At 37.7% G+C, this 18655-nt stretch carries 19 protein-coding genes; 7 read left to right on the top strand and 12 right to left on the bottom strand.

Going from position 1 to position 18655, the window contains the following annotated elements; translation table 11 throughout:
- Nucleotides 1–48: 48 nt before the first annotated feature.
- From IM45_RS01550 to cyoA, 6 genes are all read right to left on the bottom strand, one after another.
- On the bottom strand, nucleotides 49–1440 hold the full coding sequence (locus IM45_RS01550; protein ID WP_038498390.1) for an MFS transporter: 1392 nt from the start codon (nucleotides 1438–1440) through the stop codon (nucleotides 49–51).
- Nucleotides 1441–1511: 71 nt separating this feature from the next.
- Nucleotides 1512–2378 carry a heme o synthase gene (gene cyoE, locus IM45_RS01545; RefSeq protein WP_038499537.1) on the bottom strand — a complete coding sequence of 289 codons (867 nt, stop codon included), beginning with the start codon at nucleotides 2376–2378 and terminating at the stop codon, nucleotides 1512–1514.
- A gap of 17 nt (nucleotides 2379–2395) precedes the next feature.
- Complete coding sequence (gene cyoD, locus IM45_RS03685) at nucleotides 2396–2728, bottom strand: cytochrome o ubiquinol oxidase subunit IV (RefSeq protein WP_081901721.1); 333 nt, start codon at nucleotides 2726–2728, stop codon at nucleotides 2396–2398.
- Complete coding sequence (cyoC, locus tag IM45_RS01540; protein ID WP_038498387.1) at nucleotides 2728–3342, bottom strand: cytochrome o ubiquinol oxidase subunit III; 615 nt, start codon at nucleotides 3340–3342, stop codon at nucleotides 2728–2730. The genes cyoD and cyoC overlap by 1 nt, the downstream gene beginning before the upstream one ends.
- A gap of 17 nt (nucleotides 3343–3359) precedes the next feature.
- Nucleotides 3360–5300 carry a cytochrome o ubiquinol oxidase subunit I gene (gene cyoB, locus IM45_RS01535; RefSeq protein ID WP_038498384.1) on the bottom strand — a complete coding sequence of 647 codons (1941 nt, stop codon included), beginning with the start codon at nucleotides 5298–5300 and terminating at the stop codon, nucleotides 3360–3362.
- A 59-nt stretch (nucleotides 5301–5359) separates the two neighbouring features.
- Nucleotides 5360–6250 (bottom strand): ubiquinol oxidase subunit II, encoded by an 891-nt coding sequence (cyoA, locus tag IM45_RS01530; RefSeq protein WP_038498378.1) that lies wholly within the window; start codon nucleotides 6248–6250, stop codon nucleotides 5360–5362.
- Between the two features lie 336 nt (nucleotides 6251–6586).
- Between cyoA and IM45_RS01525 the strand changes: the two genes are divergently transcribed.
- From IM45_RS01525 to lon, 5 genes are all read left to right on the top strand, one after another.
- Complete coding sequence (locus tag IM45_RS01525; RefSeq protein WP_038498375.1) at nucleotides 6587–6907, top strand: BolA/IbaG family iron-sulfur metabolism protein; 321 nt, start codon at nucleotides 6587–6589, stop codon at nucleotides 6905–6907.
- A gap of 194 nt (nucleotides 6908–7101) precedes the next feature.
- Nucleotides 7102–8412, top strand: coding sequence for a trigger factor (tig, locus tag IM45_RS01520; protein WP_038498372.1), 1311 nt, complete (start codon nucleotides 7102–7104; stop codon nucleotides 8410–8412).
- Between the two features lie 331 nt (nucleotides 8413–8743).
- Nucleotides 8744–9367: an ATP-dependent Clp endopeptidase proteolytic subunit ClpP gene (gene clpP, locus IM45_RS01515; RefSeq protein WP_038498369.1), complete on the top strand. Its 624-nt coding sequence runs from the start codon at nucleotides 8744–8746 to the stop codon at nucleotides 9365–9367.
- 150 nt (nucleotides 9368–9517) lie between these two features.
- Entirely contained in the window at nucleotides 9518–10798 is a 1281-nt protein-coding gene (clpX, locus tag IM45_RS01510; protein WP_038498366.1) for an ATP-dependent protease ATP-binding subunit ClpX, read from the top strand.
- Between the two features lie 128 nt (nucleotides 10799–10926).
- Nucleotides 10927–13299, top strand: a complete 2373-nt coding sequence (gene lon, locus IM45_RS01505; RefSeq protein WP_038498363.1) for an endopeptidase La — start codon at nucleotides 10927–10929, stop codon at nucleotides 13297–13299.
- A gap of 50 nt (nucleotides 13300–13349) precedes the next feature.
- On the opposite strand, the gene queC is transcribed toward lon, so the two are convergent.
- Entirely contained in the window at nucleotides 13350–14042 is a 693-nt protein-coding gene (gene queC, locus IM45_RS01500) for a 7-cyano-7-deazaguanine synthase QueC (protein ID WP_038498360.1), read from the bottom strand.
- Between the two features lie 235 nt (nucleotides 14043–14277).
- On the opposite strand from queC, the gene cspE reads away from it, so the two are divergent.
- Nucleotides 14278–14487, top strand: coding sequence for a transcription antiterminator/RNA stability regulator CspE (gene cspE / locus IM45_RS01495; RefSeq protein WP_038498357.1), 210 nt, complete (start codon nucleotides 14278–14280; stop codon nucleotides 14485–14487).
- A gap of 142 nt (nucleotides 14488–14629) precedes the next feature.
- On the opposite strand, the gene IM45_RS01490 is transcribed toward cspE, so the two are convergent.
- The 4 genes from IM45_RS01490 to IM45_RS01475 form a co-directional block, all read right to left on the bottom strand.
- A complete protein-coding gene (locus IM45_RS01490) occupies nucleotides 14630–15019 on the bottom strand; it encodes a Rid family detoxifying hydrolase (protein ID WP_038498354.1) in 390 nt (129 codons plus the stop codon).
- Nucleotides 15020–15113: 94 nt separating this feature from the next.
- Entirely contained in the window at nucleotides 15114–15596 is a 483-nt protein-coding gene (gene pyrI / locus IM45_RS01485; protein WP_038499534.1) for an aspartate carbamoyltransferase regulatory subunit, read from the bottom strand.
- Between the two features lie 16 nt (nucleotides 15597–15612).
- Nucleotides 15613–16548: an aspartate carbamoyltransferase gene (gene pyrB, locus IM45_RS01480; protein WP_038498352.1), complete on the bottom strand. Its 936-nt coding sequence runs from the start codon at nucleotides 16546–16548 to the stop codon at nucleotides 15613–15615.
- 354 nt (nucleotides 16549–16902) lie between these two features.
- The gene (locus IM45_RS01475) at nucleotides 16903–17097 is read right to left on the bottom strand and encodes a YdiH family protein (RefSeq protein WP_038498349.1); all 195 of its coding nucleotides are present in this window, start codon (nucleotides 17095–17097) and stop codon (nucleotides 16903–16905) included.
- A gap of 280 nt (nucleotides 17098–17377) precedes the next feature.
- Between IM45_RS01475 and dsbA the strand changes: the two genes are divergently transcribed.
- Complete coding sequence (gene dsbA, locus IM45_RS01470; RefSeq protein WP_038499531.1) at nucleotides 17378–18007, top strand: thiol:disulfide interchange protein DsbA; 630 nt, start codon at nucleotides 17378–17380, stop codon at nucleotides 18005–18007.
- A 324-nt stretch (nucleotides 18008–18331) separates the two neighbouring features.
- Here dsbA and IM45_RS01465 read toward each other — a convergent pair whose 3' ends face one another.
- Entirely contained in the window at nucleotides 18332–18523 is a 192-nt protein-coding gene (locus IM45_RS01465; RefSeq protein ID WP_038498346.1) for a Trm112 family protein, read from the bottom strand.
- Nucleotides 18524–18655: the final 132 nt, after the last annotated feature.

Here is an 18655-nt window from a genome sequence, read left to right as displayed (position 1 = left end):
TTACCGCTAAATTTTTTTTATAGGTATGACTGAACAATTAACTAACAGTTAATTTATTCTCATTCCGTGACTAGTCACGATTTGATTCAGTTTATTCAGCACTATACTATTTATCTGTTTTGTATCTACTTTAATGTAAGCACTCCTCTCTTCCGGTATAACTACTACTTCTGTTACTTCTGGCTCAGCCAATAGAAATTGTATCAGCTGTTCTTTTGTCGAAGTATTTAAGCTTGGCAAAGTAATACGTAGACTAGTAACATAAGGTGGTTCATGTAAGGTAATACTCACTAACCACCATACCAATGCAACTATAACACCGGTTAGAATAACTAGCGAAGCTCCTAGCAGCTGAAATAACCAACCGCCCATAATACCTCCGAAGGCAACACCTAAAAACTGGCTAGTAGAGTAAAAACCCATAGCAGTACCTTTAAGGCCCGCCGGAGCCTCTTTGCTTATAAGTGAAGGCAAAATGACTTCCATCACATTAAATACTAAAAAAAATAACTCAATTCCGGTAAATAACATCCATTGATGGTGACTTACATTGAGTAATAATATTTCTGTACATAATAGTATAATAACACTGCTAATAAAAACATGCTTTATGCGACGCTTAATTTCAGCATAGATGATACAAGGCACTACGATAACGAACGAAACTAATAGTGCTACTAAATATACTTTCCATTGATCGACAGGTAAAATGTGCGCACAGATCATAATTTGTGGTAAAACAATAAAATTTAACATCAGTATGGTATGTAGGCAAAAAATACTAAAATTTAGTTTGAGTAACTGCGTATGAGCTAAAATTGTACCAAAACTAGTATGTATAATACTTGACTCTCGGTTAAGCGTATGATTGTGTGATACTGGTACCACAATGATTGCAATGACGACGCTAACTAGCGTTAAAGTAGCAATACCCCAAAAAAGACCACTTAGGCCAATGGCCTGAGTAATAATAGGTCCTAAAACTATGGAAGTCGCGAAAGCTATACTAAAACTTATACCGATAAAAGCCATTGCTTTTGTACGATTTTGTTCTCGAGTTAAATCTGACAGCATTGCCATAACGGCAGCAGTGATAGTGCCGGTGCCTTGCAAAGCACGACCTATAATTACGCCCCAGATTGAGTTAGTTAATGCGGCAATGATACTACCTAGCATGAAGATTAATAAGCCGCTTATGATAAGCGGCTTACAGCCTACTCGGTCAGATACTAAACCAGATGGTATCTGAAATATTGATTGTACTAAACCATAAATACCTATTGCTAAACCGATCATGGATTCGCTAGCACCCTGTAGCTTCATACCATAGGTAGTTAGCACTGGCAAAACCATAAATATTCCTAACATGCGTAATGTCAAAACTGCGCCTAACCCCCAGATGGCACGTAGTTCTATACTAGTCATTTTATTGACGTTCATGAAGACCTCTTCATATCTAACCCTAACCGGGGTGGGGATCTTATTATTATTGAGTTTTTCCACTCATGAAATTAGTGTTGAAAAATTCTGTCTACTGACATCATCACACTTAGTGATGTAATAGCTATAATCGATAAAATAAACAGCTTCCTTGCCCACACTTGATCATTATTAGCCGATTTATATCCTTGTAAAGCCACAAAAAGCCACCAGATATTAACTAATGTCATTATAATTAAATATTCATAGCTAGTCACATAACCGCTAAAGTAAAGTATTAGTGTGGTAAGCATAAAACCAATGATATACCAAGTAATATGATTTTTGGTTACCGAAATTCCTAGTTCAATAGGAAAGACTGGAATTGAAGCAGCTTGATAATCTTTTAAACGAAAAATCGCGATAGCGTAAGAGTGTGGCATTTGCCAAATACTAAAGATTAGTAATAAAATTAGTGCTCCGATATCAAACTGGTTACTTACAGCACAATATCCAATTACCGGTGGTACCGCACCAGCAAAACTGCCTATCATAGTTCCGTAAATAGATCTTCGTTTCATATACAGGCTATAAAAGCCAACATATACGGTAAATCCTATGATTGCTAACCACATGGCTAATAGGTTAGCTGACCTATATAGTAATATCACACCAGTCATACCTAAAATGATTCCGTATATAAGACAATTTTTTAGCGACAGTAATTGTGTGACTAGAGTTCTATTTTGAGTTCTTTTCATTTTACGATCGATATCACGATCAATGACGTTATTGAATACACAACCTGAGGCTACTACCAATGAAACACCTATCATTGTAGTGCACAACAGGAGATAATTGATCTCTCCTTTTGAAGCTAGTAAAAATCCACCAATAAAAGAAATTAAATTACTCAAAACAATTCCTGGTTTGATTACTTCTAGGTATTGCTGAATGATTTTTTTGTTATGGAGAATTAGCTCATTAAGTTTGAGTTTAAATGCAACATAATCCATAAAGAGCCTACAATAAGGATTGTCATAATCAACATTGTAAAAAAGAATGCTATTAGATTCCACTGCTGCTCAGTAGATATGTTCAAGTGAAGGAAGAAAATCAGATGTAACAAAATCTGAACGATAGCACAAGTAACTAATATAATAATATTATAATGTTTAGCTACGTAATTACTCATTATCATAGTAAATGGAATAATCGTCAGGATCATCGACAGAAAAAAAACTATGATATAAGTTTTATAGCTGCCGTTGCTATGGGAGCGCGTATGTTTTGTGCTTGTAGAAATCATTAAAGTACTCCCATTAAGTACACCACTGTAAATACACAAATCCATATTACGTCCAAGAAATGCCAGAACAGGCTCAGGCATTGTAAACGAGTCTGGTTTAGTAAAGTCAGACCACGACTTGATACCTGCACTATCATAACAATAATCCAGATTAAACCTGATATTACATGAATACCATGTGTCGCAACAATACCAAAAAAGCTAGATAAAAACGCGCTACGATCAGGACCAAATCCTTTAGCTACTAGATTATTTAACTCTATAAGTTCCATGCTAATAAAGCATAGACCCAAAATGAAGGTTAAGAATAGCCAGATATTAACTAGGTTTTTTTGAGTACGGTGCATAGCTAAAATGCCCATACCATAAGTCAGACTACTAAATAATAAGCAAAAAGTTTCAACTAGTACGACCGGTAAGTCAAAAATATCTTTGCCAGATGGTCCTCCTGCTACACTCTTACTTAAGACTGCATAAGTCGCAAACATAGTTGCGAAAATAATGCAGTCGCTCATCAAGTATATCCAAAAACCGAAAATAGTTTTGGCTCCTAGATTTTGGTGTCCAGGTTGAGTATAAGTAGTTTTATTATTAGAGATGATCGGAGTTGACATGATTCAAGCACGCTGCACTAATTTTGTTGACATACTGGTTTTCGCTGGTTTTCGATATGCTGAATTTCTTCTAATGTCACATAATAATCAATGTCTTCGTTGAAACTATAAATGATCCAGGTTATAACCATGCCTATTAAACTTACTAGAGCTAACCACCAAATATACCAAATAAGAGCGAATCCTATTATGAGACTAAAAGCCGAGATAACAAGGCCCGCACTGGTATTTTTAGGCATATGGATTGGTTCATATGCTCTCTTTCGATAGTCAACATTACTATGATCTTGCGGTAATATCGCAAAATTATAGAATGGTGGAGGAGAAGATGTTATCCATTCTAGAGTTTTTCCTCCCCATGGATTACCAGTTAGGTCGCGATTATGATCGCGATCACGTACGCTAACTATAATTTGAATTACTTGGCAAAAGATACCTAATGCAATTAGTAGTGTACCACTAGCTGCGCAGATTAACATTGGATGGAATGTCGGGTCTATATGTTGGTTTAAACGACGAGTCATACCCATCAAGCCCAATGCATAAAGAGGCATGAAAGCTACGTAAAAACCTATTATCCAGAACCAGAATGCACGTTTACCCCACGTTTCATTTAGCGTAAAACCGAAAAATTTGGGAAACCAATAGTTCATACCTGCGAAGCAACCAAATACCACACCGCCAATGATGACATTATGGAAATGTGCAATCAGGAACAGACTATTATGCAAAACAAAATCAGCGCCCGGTACTGCTAATAATACTCCAGCCATACCACCAATAGAGAAGGTAATAATAAAACCAATAGTCCATAACATCGAGGAATGAAATACAATACGACCCTGGTACATAGTAAAAAGCCAGTTAAAAATCTTAACTCCGGTCGGTATAGCGATAATCATCGTCATAATGCCAAAAAAAGCGTTGACGTTGGCACCAGAACCCATAGTAAAAAAATGATGTAACCAAACACAAAATGATAGTATAGTAATAACTATGGTAGCCCATACTAGCGACGTATAACCAAATAGAGGTTTTTTCGAAAAAGTTGATACTACTTCTGAAAAAACACCGAACACCGGGAGTACCAAAATATAGACTTCTGGATGGCCCCAAGCCCAGAATAAATTAATATACATCATTGCATTTCCACCCATATCATTAGTAAAGAAATGAGTTCCAAGATAGCGGTCTAGGGTTAGCAATGCTATTGTTACAGTTAAAATAGGAAATGCGGTAATTATCAGTACGTTAGTACATAGTGCAGCCCAGCTAAAGACTGGCATTTTCATCATTGTCATGCCTGGAGCACGCATACATAAGATAGTCGTGAAGAAATTAATTCCGGTCAATGTGGTACCGATACCAGCTATCTGGATACTCCAGATCCAATAATCCACTCCTACACCAGGACTATACTCCTTAGATGCTAATGGTGGATAGGCGACCCAACCTGTTTGGGCAAATTCACCTACTCCTAGAGAAATATTAATAAGGATCACACCTACAATAAATAACCAGAAGCTAAGAGAATTCAAAAACGGGAAAGCAACATCACGCGCACCTATTTGCAACGGTACAATTAAGTTTATGAGACCTACTACGAAAGGTGTCGCCATAAATATGATCATAATAACACCATGGGCGGTCAGAACCTGATCGTAATGGTGCGGAGGTAAGAATCCAACATCACCTGCAGATGCTAATACTTGTTGCGAGCGCATCATTATTGCATCAGCAAAGCCACGTAGTAGCATAACAAACGCTACTATAATATACATGATACCTATTTTTTTATGATCTACTGAGGTGAACCAATTATTCCAAAGATACTGCCATTTTCCAAAATAAGTAATAGCAGAGATTAGTATCATACTAATCATAATAATAGAGGCCACAGTTACCATAATGATAGGTTCGTGGTAAGGAATAGAATTGAGTGTTAACTTTCCGAACATCTTTGATTCCTCAAGACCTATGTGAGAAATTTTTAACCATATTAGTATCTATCTGATTATTATTGGAGAGAAGCATGCATGCTTCCATCCTGACTTATACTCATAAACTTTCCTATCACGTTTTGATATAAATCTCGTTTGACGTTTGAAAAGTACTGAACCGGATGGTTTTCGCTAGGAGCGGCTAAATACTCATAATCAGACATAGTACTCAGTTGATGTTGTGAATTTTTCACTTTTTGCACCCATTGATGAAAAGATTCATAATCTTGGGTTGCAATCGCAGTAAATTTCATTCCAGAGAAGCCACGTCCACTAAAGTTAGATGAGATACCTTTATAGGTACCTTGCTCATTAGCAATAAGGTTAAGAGTAGAGTTCATACCAGCCATAGCGTAAATTTGTCCACCTAACTGTGGAATGAAAAAAGAGTTCATGACGGAGTTAGAGGTAATCTTTAAATGAATCGGTACGTTAGTAGGAAAAGCTATTTCGTTTACTGTCGCAATGCAGTATTCTGGATAAATAAACAACCATTTCCAATCTAGCGCTATTACCTGAATCATCATCGGTTTTGCAGCGGATGGAATAGGTTTACATGGATCAAGTACATGAGTAGACTTCCAGGTTAAAATAGCCAGGAATATAATGATCATAATGGGTATCGACCATACAACCAATTCTATTTTGGTAGAATGATACCAGTTAGGACTATACGTTGCTTTAATATTTGATGCACGATATTTAATTGCAAAGATAATAGCCATTGCAATCACTGGTATAACAATAATCAACATTAGCCCTAGTGCGGTCAAGATCAGTGAACGTTCCTCTAGTCCAATCTGTCCTTTAGGATTCATTAACACAACATTACTACAACCGCTGAGTAACCCCATTATTATAATAATAAACATCATTTCTAGACTATTATTGTTTTTTCTGAGCCTCATCTAAAGACCTTAACAAAATATACGGAATGTCATATTGAAATTTGTTGGTATTTTACGGTAAGGTTACAGTACTGTAAACAAGCTTATCGTCTTCTTTCAGTAAGAGTGTTAATATCACTAATAATAAAATTTATTGATATATATTATCGATATAAAAACTATCAAATATATTTTTCTCAAGATATTAATTCATCAGAGATAATCTTGTGGGGTCAAAATGATTACTCTAAATTATAAATTAGGCATGATTCATGTGCTCATATGAGCAGCTAATGCTATAATAACTGCACATTTATCTATTATAGCAGTTACCTTTAACAATTAGCTGAAAATATTATGATATGCAAGCAAATAGAAACAAAAATTAAAGTTACGTTTGATCCGCTATATCTTGATGTCTTAGACGAAAGTAATTGCCATACGCCAATAATATCTGACACTCATTTCAAGGTAGTATTAGTAAGCGAATACTTTAACGGAGAGAGCATGATTAGCAGACACCGCGCTATCTATAGAGTATTAGCAGAGGAGTTAGCCGGACCAGTATATGCACTTGCTCTGCACACATATACAGTAAAAGAGTGGACACAGCTGGAGGAGCAAGATAAAGTATTATGGTCACCATTATGTCGTTGTATTCGGTCGCTAATTACCTGAGGTAGCGAGTCACAGCATTTTTTTTCTTTTATTTTTCTGTTAGCTTATACTAGACTTCCATCTACGCATTTACTCGGATTAAGTTTGTGTCATACTTACTAAGTGTGTGCGACTAGGTGGTCTTTTTGTTCGTTAACTAATGAATATAACTAAATGATATTCGTTCGATCCATGTGACTTTTAAAGGTAACAAAATGCAAATTGATTTTGAGACCACTGAAGGCCTAAAACGCCGTGTCACCATGACTATTACCTGCGATAAAATTGAACAATCCGTGCATACTAAACTAGTCAATATTGCTCAAACAGTTTGTATCGATGGATTTAGGAAAGGAAAAGCACCCATGCATATCGTGACTCAACGCTACCTAGATTGCGTCCGTCAAGATGTGTTGAACAACCTAATGCATCATGAATTTATCACAGCTATGCTTCAGCAAAAAATAAATTATATTGGTACACCTAACTATCTATACGATGCATACCAAGCTGGCAAAGATTTTATATATAGGGTAGAGTTCGAAGTATACCCGGAAGTAGAACTCAAAGGTCTAGATAATATTACAGTTGAGAAACCTTTGGTAGAAGTTAAAGATACTGATGTTGATATAATGCTAGAAAAGCTTATGAAACAAAAGGCATCTTGGGAAGAAACTTCTGATGCTGCTAATATTGAAGATAGGGTCACAATTGACTTTACCGGAAAAATAGAGAACAAAGAATTAGAAGGCGGTAAAGCCCACGACTTGATACTGACTATAGGTCAAGAACAGATCTTTCCTGGCTTAGATCAAAATATTATTGGCCATAAAGCTGGAGAAAGCTTCGACATTAACGTTAATTTTCCAAACAATTACCATACAAAAAATCTACAAAATAAATCTGCGATATTTTCTATAGTTCTCAAGAAAGTAGAACAACGTTCTCTACCTAAACTAGACGAAACTTTCATTAAATGTTTCTCTGTAGCAGATGGTACTATCGCAGCACTACGCGCTAAAGTACGGCAAGATATGGAGCGTGCATTGAAGAATGCAGTACATCATTATGTTAAAACACAGGTGTTCGACTGCATGCTTAGTGCCAATTTGATTGATGTGCCAACTGCGCTACTCGAGGAAGAAATTGATCTACTTAAGCGTCAGACAGCTCAACGTGTTAGCGGAAATCAAACTAAGGGACAAGAGCAAGAGTTACCACGCGATCTCTTTGAAACACAAGCTAAACGTCGCGTCATTATTGCACTACTACTAAGTGAAGTGATTAAACAAAAGAAACTTAAAGCTGACACTACGCGCGTTAACGCACTGATTGAAGAAATTGCATCTGCATACGATAATCCGAAAGTAATCATAAATTTATACAAAAAAAATAAGTCACTGATTAGGAACATACATAATATGGCACTAGAAGAACAGGCTTTTGAAATACTGCTTGCTAATGCTAAAGTAACAGAAAAAGAAACATGTTTCACTGATTTTATGCATCAATTAAGTGCTGCTTAAAAGCTGTCGTTTTGATTTGGGACGTACATAGTCCTATTCAGAATAGCCTGTCACCACGGGATGACAGGCTTTTTTATATAAGTCTTTTCTCTAGCTTAATATCAATATATTTACAGCTAACGGATATTAAATATAGTATAGAATGCAGCATGAACAACCTATTCAGAAGAAAAGAGGATAATAGATAGTACGCAAACTTCCTGCTTACAAGTACGTTTTTCACACAATCAATACATAGAAAAATATAACTAGGTTTTAGTGTCACTATTATCTAATATCTTATATAAAAACAAGAATAAAGAATATAGAGCGTTTTTTTGAGGACAAAATAATGTCATATAGTGACGAACACACTCCATACAAACTCAATATGGCCTTAGTGCCTATGGTAGTTGAGCAGACCTTACGCGGAGAGCGTTCATATGACATCTTTTCGCGACTTTTGAAAGAACGAATTATCTTCATGACCGGTAGGGTTGAAGACTATATGGCTAATTTGATTGTTGCACAGATGATTTTTCTGGAAGCAGAAAATCCGGAAAAAGATATTTATTTATACATTAACTCCCCTGGTGGAGTTATTACATCCGGTATGTCTATTTACGACACAATGCAATTTATCAAACCAGATGTAAGCACCTTTTGTATGGGTCAGGCAGCTTCTATGGGTGCCTTCTTACTTGCAGCTGGCGCTAAAGGTAAGCGGTTTTGCTTACCTAATGCACGGATAATGATTCATCAGCCAATGGGTGGTTTCCAGGGTCAGGCTACTGATATTGAGATCCACGCTCAAGAGATTCTAAAGGTAAAAGCACGGATGAATGAGTTGATGGCAAAACATGTAGGACAGGCTCTCCAAGTCATAGAACAAGATACAGAGCGCGATCGTTTCCTATCAGCGAATGAAGGGGTAGATTATGGAATTGTTGATTCGGTCTTGAGCAAGCGTATGTAAAAACACTAGTCTAATAATACAGTAAACATAATATGTTCTAAGGAAGGTAGATCTCCTCCTACGACTAATTTTTAATTCAGCCGTCACTGTTTCGCTCTGCTTCACTTAAAGTTAACGTGCGAAACAAAGACAAAAGAAAGAGGTTTACTGATGACAGACAAGCGCAAAGATAGTTCAAAAAAGTTACTTTATTGCTCTTTCTGCGGTAAAAGCCAACATGAAGTACGGAAACTTATTGCCGGGCCATCGGTTTATATCTGCGATGAATGTGTTGATTTATGCAATGATATTATCCGCGAAGAGATCAAGGAAGTGGCTCCGCATCGTGAACTAAACGTACTACCTACGCCCCATGAAATCCGTAACCACCTAAATGATTATGTTATTGGTCAGGAGAAAGCAAAAAAAGTTTTAGCAGTTGCTGTGTATAATCACTACAAGCGCTTACGTAATAGCGAGACTCATAATAATAACGGCATTGAGCTTGGAAAAAGTAACATTCTACTAATTGGACCGACAGGCAGTGGTAAAACACTACTGGCCGATACACTGGCACGCTTTCTACACGTACCATTCACCATGGCTGACGCAACTACTTTAACCGAAGCAGGGTATGTTGGTGAAGATGTGGAAAATATTCTCCAAAAACTGCTACAAAAATGTGATTACGATGTGCAAAAAGCGCAACGTGGCATAGTATATATTGATGAAATAGACAAAATTTCTCGTAAATCGGATAATCCTTCTATAACCCGTGATGTATCAGGTGAGGGTGTACAGCAGGCATTACTAAAACTAATTGAAGGTACTATTGCTGCGGTTCCACCACAGGGTGGTAGAAAACATCCTCAGCAAGAATTTTTACAGGTAGATACATCAAAGATTCTTTTTATCTGCGGTGGGGCTTTCGCCGGCCTGGATAAGGTCATCGAACGACGTACTAAAACTCACCAAAGTATCGGCTTCAGCGCTACTCTTAAAGTCAGCTCGGAAACATTAACTGAAGGCCAGCTACTCGCTCAAGTAGAACCAGAAGATTTAGTAAAATTTGGCCTAATACCGGAGTTTATCGGTCGTCTACCTGTTGTTGCTACGTTGAATGAATTAAGCGAAGAAGCATTAATTCAGATATTACGCGAACCGAAGAACGCGCTCACGAAGCAGTACCAGGCACTATTCAACTTGGAAGGAGTTGAACTAGAATTTCGTGAAGAAGCACTAACCGCCATAGCTAAAAAAGCTATGGCGCGAAAGACAGGTGCCCGTGGCTTACGTTCTATCGTAGAAGGTGCACTATTAGAAACTATGTATGAATTACCATCTCAAGAAAGTGTTGAAAAAGTCGTGATTGATGAAACCGTCATCGCTGGTCAGGCTGAGCCATTACTAATTTATGGTAAACACGAAGCTCAGCAGGCTTCTGGCGAATGAGTTGAATGTAAGCGATTCTGACCCCATATATTCAAATACCTATACAATTATAATTAAATAACAATTGGCATAAGCCGAGTGTTGCGTGTCCTACAAACCTGGCGGAAGCTAAACGAAGAGAAAGTTCTATGAATGCGAATACTGAGCGTTCCGAACGCATGGAAATCCCCGTATTGCCTCTGCGCGATGTGGTGGTCTATCCGCATATGGTCATCCCACTGTTTGTCGGCCGAGAAAAATCTATTAGGTGTCTTGAGGCAGCTATGGACAATGATAAAAAAATAATGTTAGTGGCACAGAAAGAAGCTTTAACTGACGAACCAAACACTAACGATCTATTTTCAATCGGAACCATATCATCTATTCTGCAGATGCTCAAATTGCCTGATGGCACAGTCAAAGTCCTAGTAGAAGGATTGACGCGCGCTAGGATCATAAAACTAGCCGATAGCGGCGATCATTTTACTGCCGAGGCAGACTATTTTGATATCCCAGAACTAGACGAGCGTGAGCAGGCAGTACTAGTTCGTACGGCTATTAATCAATTCGAAGGTTATATCAAATTAAATAAAAAAATTCCGCCGGAAGTTCTAACTTCGCTAAATAGCATTGAAGATGCTGCACGGTTAGCTGATACTATCGCAGCTCATATGCCGCTTAAACTGGCTGATAAGCAGTCAGTGCTAGAAATGACCGACGTTTCTGAGCGTCTCGAATATTTGATGGCAATGATGGAGTCAGAAATAGATTTATTACAGGTAGAAAAACGTATCCGCAATCGTGTCAAAAAACAGATGGAGAAAAGCCAACGAGAATATTATCTTAATGAACAAATGAAAGCTATTCAGAAAGAGTTAGGAGAGATGGATGACGCACCAGACGAATACGAAGCTCTAAGACGTAAGATAGAAGCCGCTAAAATGCCGCAGGAAGCGCGTGTAAAAACTGAGAGCGAGTTGCAAAAATTAAAGATGATGTCGCCTATGTCCGCTGAGGCTACTGTAGTCCGCGGTTATATCGACTGGATGCTATCAGTTCCATGGCATGCCCGTAGTAAAGTCAAAAAAAATCTAGTTAAAGCACAGGAAATACTTGATAAAGATCACTATGGTCTCAATCGGGTAAAAGATCGTATTTTAGAATACCTTGCTGTACAGAGCCGTGTTAGTAAAATTAAAGGTCCAATACTATGCTTAGTAGGACCACCGGGGGTCGGGAAAACATCTCTTGGTCAATCTATTGCAAAATCAACCGGCCGTCAATACGTTAGAATGGCGTTGGGCGGAGTACGAGATGAAGCTGAGATACGTGGTCATCGTAGGACTTATATTGGTTCTATGCCAGGTAAACTTATCCAGAAAATTTCTAGAATCGGGGTGAAAAACCCCTTGTTTTTACTTGATGAAATTGACAAGATGTCATCAGATATGCGTGGTGATCCCGCTTCAGCTTTACTAGAAGTTTTAGATCCGGAACAAAATATTACCTTTAACGACCATTATTTAGAAGTAGATTACGACCTTTCTGATGTAATGTTTGTAGCTACATCTAACTCTATGAATATTCCAACACCGCTGCTAGATCGAATGGAAGTCATTCGATTATCAGGATATACCGAAGATGAAAAGCTAAATATCGCACGTCAGCATCTGTTGGCTAAACAGCTCGAACGTAATGGATTGAAAACAGGTGAACTAACTGTAGAAGACAGCGCGCTAGTAGATATTATTCGTTATTATACCCGAGAAGCAGGCGTTCGTCATCTAGAACGTGAAATTTCGAAACTATGTCGTAAAACTGTCAAAATACTACTTATAGATAAGAATATTAAATATATTACTATTAATACTAATAACTTAAAAGACTTTTTAGGCGTGCCTCGTTTTGACTATGGTCGTGCGGAAGGAGAGAACCGAATTGGACAGGTAACAGGTTTAGCCTGGACTGAAGTAGGCGGAGAGCTGCTCACTATCGAAACAGCCTGCGTTCCTGGTAAAGGAAAACTAACTTATACAGGTTCTCTGGGCGAAGTGATGCAAGAGTCAATTCAGGCTGCACTGACTGTGGTACGCGCGCGTGCAGATAAACTTGGCATCCATCCCGATTTTTATGAAAAACGTGATATCCATGTTCATGTCCCAGAAGGGGCTACGCCAAAAGATGGTCCTAGTGCTGGAATAGCTATGTGTACCGCACTGGTATCATGTCTTACCGGCAATCCGGTGAGAGCTAATGTAGCAATGACTGGAGAGATCACACTACGCGGTCAAGTTTTGCCAATAGGTGGGTTAAAAGAAAAACTACTGGCTGCCCATAGGGGAGGTATTAAAACTGTATTGATCCCTTATGAAAATAAACGTGATTTCGAAGATATGCCAACTATTGTTATTCATGATCTGAATATTCAATTTATACAGCGTATTGATGAAGTACTTACCTTAGCATTGCAAAATGCGCCATTTAGCATGAATGGAGCGACTGAATACAAATCATTAACTTAAGAAAGTTAAGAAACACTCAATTCTGGTTAGTCCTACTTACCAGCGGTTATTCAACGTAATCCCGTTTTTGCTTTTAGCGATGACATTATTAATTGCGGCTGCTGCTGATAAGTTTCTAAGCCACGGGAACGTAGATGACAGGAAGAGCAACGTCTACAACCTTCACCTTTTAAGCCGTTATAACACGTGAGCGTTTCATTACGTACTAAATCTAATTTTTTATAATAATCTGCTAGCGCCCAAGTTTCAGCCTTATTTAGCCACATGAGTGGAGTTATAAAACGTATATCGCGCGCCATACCAAGATTAATGGCTTGATTCAGTGCCCTAATGAAATTGTTACGGCAATCTGGATAGCCAGAGAAATCTGTTTCGCACACTCCGGTAATTATCACTTCTGCTTCAATCTGATATGCGTAAATTGCAGCTAACGTCAAGAAAAAAATATTACGCCCCGGTACAAAAGTACTAGATAAATGTTTATCTTCTGGCGAAACTGGTACTAACATATGATTCCGCGTTAGGCTACTCACCGCTAGCATATTTAGTACACTAGCATTGATTACTTTATGTACATAAACACCTAAAGCAATTGCTAGTCGACGAGCTATATTAATTTCAGCACGATGGCGCTGTCCATAATCAAAGGTAAGGCAATGCACTTTATCATATTGGGTCAAAGCTTGAATTAGGCAGGTTGTTGAATCCTGTCCACCACTAAAAACCACCACCGTTTGTTTCATCTGTTAAGGTTGTTTGTTTTCCAAGCCAGACTTATTAGTATAATATATAAAAGACAGTAGCAGCAATTCACATTGCTGATATCTAAGGACAGCAATAACGATAAACACTATTTAAAGTGATTTTAGTAATATTTATCACGGTTTAACCATCGAACGCTGGACAAAAAGCTTATCAGTTGCTGTACTACTATTCGACACAGAGTTTGTGTCTATCATTTATTTAAGGGTTAGTTTGATGTCTAAGATTAAAGGTAACGTTAAATGGTTTAATGAATCCAAAGGATTCGGTTTTATTACCCCTGAAGATGGCAGCAAGGATGTTTTCGTACACTTCTCCGCTATTCAGAGTAACGGTTTTAAAACATTAGCGGAAGGTCAGCGCGTAGAGTTTGAAATTACTAATGGCGCCAAAGGCCCCTCGGCTGCTGACGTTACTGCTCTCTAATAGAGTAGCTTTTATCCTTAAACCCGCCGAGTGCGGGTTTTTTAACCCATGATTCTTTTTCAAGTAAAGTTCTACAACCTATGCTAATTAAGTCAATTATTTTAAATAAACAGACAGAGTCTTACTAATCGTTAACTAATAGTTAAGAGCATACCGCTGCAATAGCTTCAATCTCTATTTGAACATCTTTCGGTAGTCGCGTTACTTCGACACAAGAACGAGCAGGAAATGGTGCGTTATGCTCAGTGAAAAAGTTTTCATAAATAGTATTAACTATTGCAAAATCATTTAGATTAGTTAGAAAAATTGTTGTTTTAATGATATTAGCTACTTTTAAATTAGCTGCCTCTACTATGGCTTTAATGTTTTCTAATGACTGTCGTACCTGATCAATGATATTATTAGCTATTTGTCCACTAAAAGGACAGACTGGTATTTGCCCAGAGATAAAAGTCATAATACCAATATCTATTCCTTGTACATAGGGTCCGATGACTGCTGGGGCATTTTTCGTATGAATGATCCGCTTCATGCATTTCTTCTCCTAGAGAAAAATTCTCTTCTAATCACTATGAACATAATACCATTTATTTTGATACATAAAATAGTCATGATTTAGTTCTAATTTAGGCAACCTGACTTAATTCTACCGCTCGGTGTTCAAAGACTTTCTCGCAATATTTACATTTTAAATGAATCTGCTGGCCTCTAGTTTTAATACTAAATCTTGACGCCACTAGCTCGCTACGGCTAATACAGTGACTATTCGGACAAATAAATACATGATCTATGTGCTCCGGTAACATCAGAGTTTGCTTGCATACCACATCATAATGATCAATACGATTGACTGTAGCGTAAGGCGCATAAATAGCTAACTGGTTAGCTTGCTTCTCAGTCAAAAATACATTTTCTATCTTGATTATATCTTTTTTCCCCTGCTTATTTGACGGCAAATTTAAACCAATAGTTATACGTTCATCTGTAGCAGCTAGTTTAAACAAACTGAGCAGTTTTACACCAACCAGCGCTGGGATATGGTCAATAACTGTGCCACGGTGAATCGCTTCTACTTGTAACTTTAATTTATTATACTGACTTATATTCATTGATACCATCCAATTATCATGCTAACTGTTGTTGATTCAAAACTAGCGCTAGTAAAGCTTGGCGGGTAAAAACACCATTACCTGCTTGCTGAAAATAATAAGCGTAGGGTGTTTTATCAACCTCATAAGCTATTTCATCTACCCGTGGTAAAGGATGTAGTACCCTAAGATTAGCGCGAGCATGCGTTAAATTCTTGGCCTGTAGTACAAACTGCGCTTTAATATTAACGTATTCTGCAGGATCTAACCGCTCTTTTTGTACCCGTGTCATGTATAGAATATCTAGCTCCGGTATGACTTCAGCTAGGTTAACATGCATACTATACTGAATGTTTTTATCTATCAGTGTATGTAAAATATAAGAGGGCATCCCTAGCGCGTCAGGCGCGATAAAATAAAAACGATTACCGTCGAATTTAGTTAGCGCTTGAGTTAGTGAATGTACAGTACGACCGTATTTCAGGTCACCAACCATCGCGATACTAAGATGGTCTAGCTTACCCTGAGTTTCATGAATATTGAACAGGTCAAGTAAGGTTTGTGTGGGATGCTGGTTACCGCCATCGCCTGCGTTGAGGATAGGAACCTGACCGGAAAACTCGGTAGCCAATTGTGCTGCACCCTCCTGCGGATGGCGCATAATGATAGCATCCACATAGGTACTAATAACGGAAACAGTATCTGCTAGGGTCTCACCCTTTTGACTAAGCGAGGTGCTACTAGCATCGGAGAAACCAACTACTGATGCACCAAGGCGGTGAATAGCGGTTTCAAACGATAATCTAGTTCGAGTAGAAGCCTCGAAAAAACAGCTGGCAATAATCTTATGTTTCAGTAATTCCGGCTGTGGCCTCAATTTGAGACCAGTAGCTATGTGTAATACCAGCTCCAGTTCGTTGCGGCTAAGATCATTGATAGAAATAATATGCTTTCTATAAAGGGGATTAATCATCTTTTTTCCACCTGACAGTGCCAGTCAATACGTACGTGCTAAGCAAAAAAAAACCCCTCACATTAAGGGGTTTTTGATTTGACAGGATGGTCACAAGGACTAATGTAATTACGCTTCAAAAAAAAACTAGGTTCATGTTACTTAATCTTTGCTTTATTATCATTTGAACGATATTTATCTTAAGTTACACTTGAGAGACTAAAATAGCATACATAATAAGAGCAAGTGCGAAAAATATCATATAAGATAAATTAATAGGCAAAAATTTGTTCTTATCGTATTGTGGTATATATCAGACAAAGTGAACAGTTCTAATTATTTTTAAGTTAATGTAATGTATTTGTTATGACTATTTTATCTTTTTGCACAAAGCCGGGATAATAATTGACAAATAGTAAATTTACTTTGACTCTTAGAAGAGTCAAGAAGCGTTCGAAACTCTGATTCGAGCTGCTCAAATTTTTTGATATAATCAGCAGGACTCAATTTTTCTGGCATTCTACGGAGATATTCAAAAGCAAGCTTATAAGCTGCTGGTTTATTGTTCATGATAGAAAACCATTTTGATTTGTTAATATTCTCTTTATGTATAAGGCTACGCTTTAGCGTAGCCTTTTGTCAACACCGAAGGTTAGATAAATAATGTCTCTGCCTAACACAAAATTACTGAATCATGTCATGTTATGATACTTTACTTAATAGTTACGATCAGCCTAAATACACTAACATTAAGTTTTAAAACAGTGTTTTTTGATACTTATCAAATAATTAAAAGAGATAAAGAGATAAACTATCTTAAGTAATTTACCTGTATAGTATGTTGATACTGATGAAAAATATTGTGTTAATACTAATAATAAGTATTGCATTAGCAAGTCATGCTTCAGCTGTTCAATTTACGGAAGGTAAGGAATATATTTGTCTCGATAAACCTGCTACCTGTGAACCACAGGTTCTGGAATTCTTTTCTTTTGACTGCCCACACTGCTATCAATTTGAGCAGGTATATCATATTTCTAGTAGCGTCACAAAATCACTGCCAGCTAATACCAAAGTTACTAAATACCATGTCAACTGCCTAGGACCACTTAGTAAACAGCTGACCCAGGCCTGGGCAGTAGCAATGGCGCTAGGCGTAGAAGATAAAGTCAGCCCGCTAATGTTCTATGCAGTGCAGAAAACCCAGTCGGTACAAACACCGGACGATATTAGAACTGTTTTTATTAAAGCGGGGGTAAACGCGAAAGAGTACGATTCTGCATGGAACAGCTTTGTAGTGAAGTCCTTGCGAAGACAGCAAGAAAATGCCGCTCTTAATTTCCAATTGCGTGGAGTACCAGCCATTTTTATCAACGGAAAATATATGGTGAAAAATGATGGATTAGATATGTCATCAATAGACATCTATATGAAACAGTTTAGCGATGTAGTAAAGTTTTTACTAACTCAAACTCAGTAGTCTAGTTAGTAGTTACTACTAGTAACAAGTAAACTTGAGCTAGTTCGTTGCTGCTGATCATAGGTAGTATCAGCGGCTCATGCATTACATATTAACCATAATTTAATCATTGCTAAAGTTCTAACTAACGATGAATTCCTCCATTAGTTTCGTTCGGTACCAGACTGATATCGATGTCAAACAAACTTCTCCGCCAGCATTTTTAATAGCCTGGAACACTCCGAAATGATTTGTTGCGACCTTACCCTAACGTGTATCACCAGTACAACCATAGGCCTCCCGTTAGTTTACCAGGTAAACGGCTAGACATGAAGCGAGCAGGAATTACAAAACTGATGAATTAGTCTCATTCATGGTTATAGTACGTGCTTCGCTTTTAAGTAGTACTGGGATGTTGGCACGAACTGGATAAGCCAGCGCATCTAACTGACAAATTAGCTCCTGCTGTTCTTTGTTGAAGTAAAGTTTTCCATTACATACCGGGCAAGCAATTATTTCTAATAAGTAATGATCCATAATGCCTCCAAAAATAAGTAAGCTATAATAAATACTATGTCAAGTTGTCAAGTCTAAAGTATGTTGCCGCGGTAGCGTCCTATAGCCTGCTCTACTTGTTTCAGAAGTAACAGAAGGCAGAACTTGCATCCT

This window comes from Candidatus Palibaumannia cicadellinicola (assembly GCF_000754265.1).
In the GTDB taxonomy this organism is placed as follows: domain Bacteria; phylum Pseudomonadota; class Gammaproteobacteria; order Enterobacterales; family Enterobacteriaceae; genus Baumannia; species Baumannia cicadellinicola_B.
Note: the sequence above shows the minus strand (reverse complement) of the source record. Positions and strands in the feature narration are given on the sequence as shown.